This is a genomic window from Lutibacter sp. (genome assembly GCF_041596795.1).
GTDB lineage: Bacteria > Bacteroidota > Bacteroidia > Flavobacteriales > Flavobacteriaceae > Lutibacter.
Genome location: NZ_JBFHHX010000262.1, coordinates 1 through 2,254, shown reverse-complemented (window position 1 = coordinate 2,254; position 2,254 = coordinate 1). Strand labels below are relative to the sequence as shown.

Annotated in this window: 2 protein-coding genes and 1 pseudogene; all 3 read left to right on the top strand. The window is 29.9% G+C overall.

Going from position 1 to position 2,254, the window contains the following annotated elements; genetic code table 11:
• Window positions 1–1,072 (top strand): annotated as a pseudogene (locus ABY298_RS16125) (hypothetical protein); the annotation flags it as partial.
• A gap of 1 nt (window position 1,073) precedes the next feature.
• Complete coding sequence (gene ybeY / locus ABY298_RS16120; RefSeq protein ID WP_372747063.1) at window positions 1,074–1,490, top strand: rRNA maturation RNase YbeY; 417 nt, start codon at window positions 1,074–1,076, stop codon at window positions 1,488–1,490.
• Between the two features lie 76 nt (window positions 1,491–1,566).
• On the top strand, window positions 1,567–2,254 hold a 688-nt coding region (locus tag ABY298_RS16115), incomplete at its 3' end, for an FAD-dependent oxidoreductase (protein ID WP_372747062.1).

Here is a 2,254-nt window from a genome sequence, read left to right as displayed (position 1 = left end):
TCAAAAAGAATCTGCTAAGAACTCTCAAGAAAAAGCCGCAAAAAAAATGAAGAAAATGGCAGAATCTTTTAATTCAGCTATGGAAGCTTCTGAAGGAGAATCTATTGATGAGGATATTGATGACTTGCGTAAAATTGTTGAAAATTTAATTGAATTCTCTTTTCAGCAAGAAAATTTAATGAATAGTTTTAATGGAAAGGATACAAATCATCCTGAGTTTCCTAAAAATTTAAAAGAGCAACAAAAGTTAAAGGTTTACTTTGAGCATATAGACGATAGTTTGTATGTCTTATCATTGAGTTTAGTTAAAATGGGAAATGATATTCAAAAAGAAGTTTCTCAAGTGCATTTTAATATCGATGAATCATTAGTTAGTTTTACGGATAATTTAATCGATCAAGGAATTTCGAATCAACAATTTGTAATTACATCAGCTAATAATTTAGCAAATTCTTTAAGTAATTTATTGGAGAGTTTAATGAATGCTTCGCCTAGTTTTGGAAAAGGAAAAGGGAAAAGTCAAGAATTTAGTTTACCTGATATTATTAAAAAACAAGGTGATCTTTTAAAAAAAATGAAAGATGGTTTAAAACCTGGTGAAAATTCTGGCGCTAATAAGGGTGATAAAAAAGGAAATTCTGGTAATGAAGGTTCTGAAAGTGTAAACAAAGAATTGTTTGAGATTTATAAAGAACAGGCAATGTTAAAAGAAGCTTTAGATAAAATTTTGGGAAAAGGTTCAAAAAATGGGAATGGAAATGAGAGTTTAAAGCAAATGGAGGAATTAGAAAATGAATTATTAAAAAGAGGATTGGATGAAAATTCTATTAATAAAATGCAACAGTTGTTGTATGAATTATTAAAATTGGAAGAAGCAAAAAAAGAGCAAGGTGAAGATGATGAAAGAAAATCTGAAACAAATTTAGATTTATTTGATGAAAGATTAATTAAGAAATTAGAATTGCAGAATCAGTATTTTAATTATAATGAAATATTAAACAGACAATCATTACCTTTGCGCTCGCTTTATAAAAAGAAAGTGCAAGAATATTTTAAAACAAATCCAGATTAAAATGATTTTATTTAATTACGAAACCGAATTTGAATTAGGTAATGAAACAGGTATTGAAAAATGGGTAAGTAAAGTTATTAGTTATTACGGTTTTGAAGAGGGAGAAATAAATTATATATTTTGTGATGATGATTATTTACTTAAATTGAATGTTGAATTTTTAGAACACGATACATTTACTGATATTATTAGTTTTGATTATACTTTAGGTAAGTTAATTAGTGGAGATATTTTTATTTCTATTGAAAGAGTTCGTGAAAACGCACTAAATTTCGATCAAACCTTTGAAAATGAATTAAATAGAGTAATAATTCACGGAATTTTACACTATTTAGGGTTTAAAGATAAAAGTTCTACTGAAAAATCAGTAATGAGAGCAGAAGAAGATAGATGTTTATCTTTTTTAACGGAAGTTTAGTGTTCCACGTGGAACGCTAAATTTATTTTTTTATAAAACTTAATAACGTTCCACGTGGAACACTATTATATAAGATATGTTTAATACAGAATACGATGTTATTGTAGTTGGTGGTGGTCACGCAGGAAGTGAAGCTGCAGCTGCAAGTGCAAATATGGGTGCTAAAACTTTATTGATTACAATGAGTTTGCAAAATATTGCTCAAATGAGTTGTAATCCTGCTATGGGTGGAATTGCAAAAGGGCAAATTGTACGTGAGATTGATGCGTTAGGTGGTTATAGTGGAATTGTAACAGATGAAAGTGCTATTCAATTTAAGATGTTGAATAAATCTAAAGGTCCAGCAATGTGGAGTCCAAGGGCTCAAAGTGATCGTATGCGTTTTGCTGAATGCTGGAGAAATATGTTGGAGCAAACTTCGAATTTAGATTTCTTTCAGGATATGGTTAATGGGTTGGTTTTTGAAGGTGATAAAATTGTTGGGGTTAAAACAACCTTAGGTATTGAAATTAAATCCAAGGCAGTTATTATTACGGCAGGTACTTTTTTAAATGGATTAATTCATATTGGTGATAAAACATTTGGTGGAGGTAGAGCCGGTGAAAGAGCGTCGACAGGAATTACGGAAGATTTAGTAAAAGTAGGTTTTGAAGCTGGTAGAATGAAAACTGGAACACCACCAAGAGTGGATGGAAGAAGTTTAGATTATTCTAAAATGATTGAACAACCTGGTGATGAAAATCCAGAAAAATTCTCATATTCCG

What these genes read in the sequence shown, in the direction of transcription:
- ybeY (WP_372747063.1), top strand. Translation starts at nt 1,074, where the DNA reads ATGATTTTATTTAATTACGAAACCGAATTTGAATTAGGTAATGAAACA.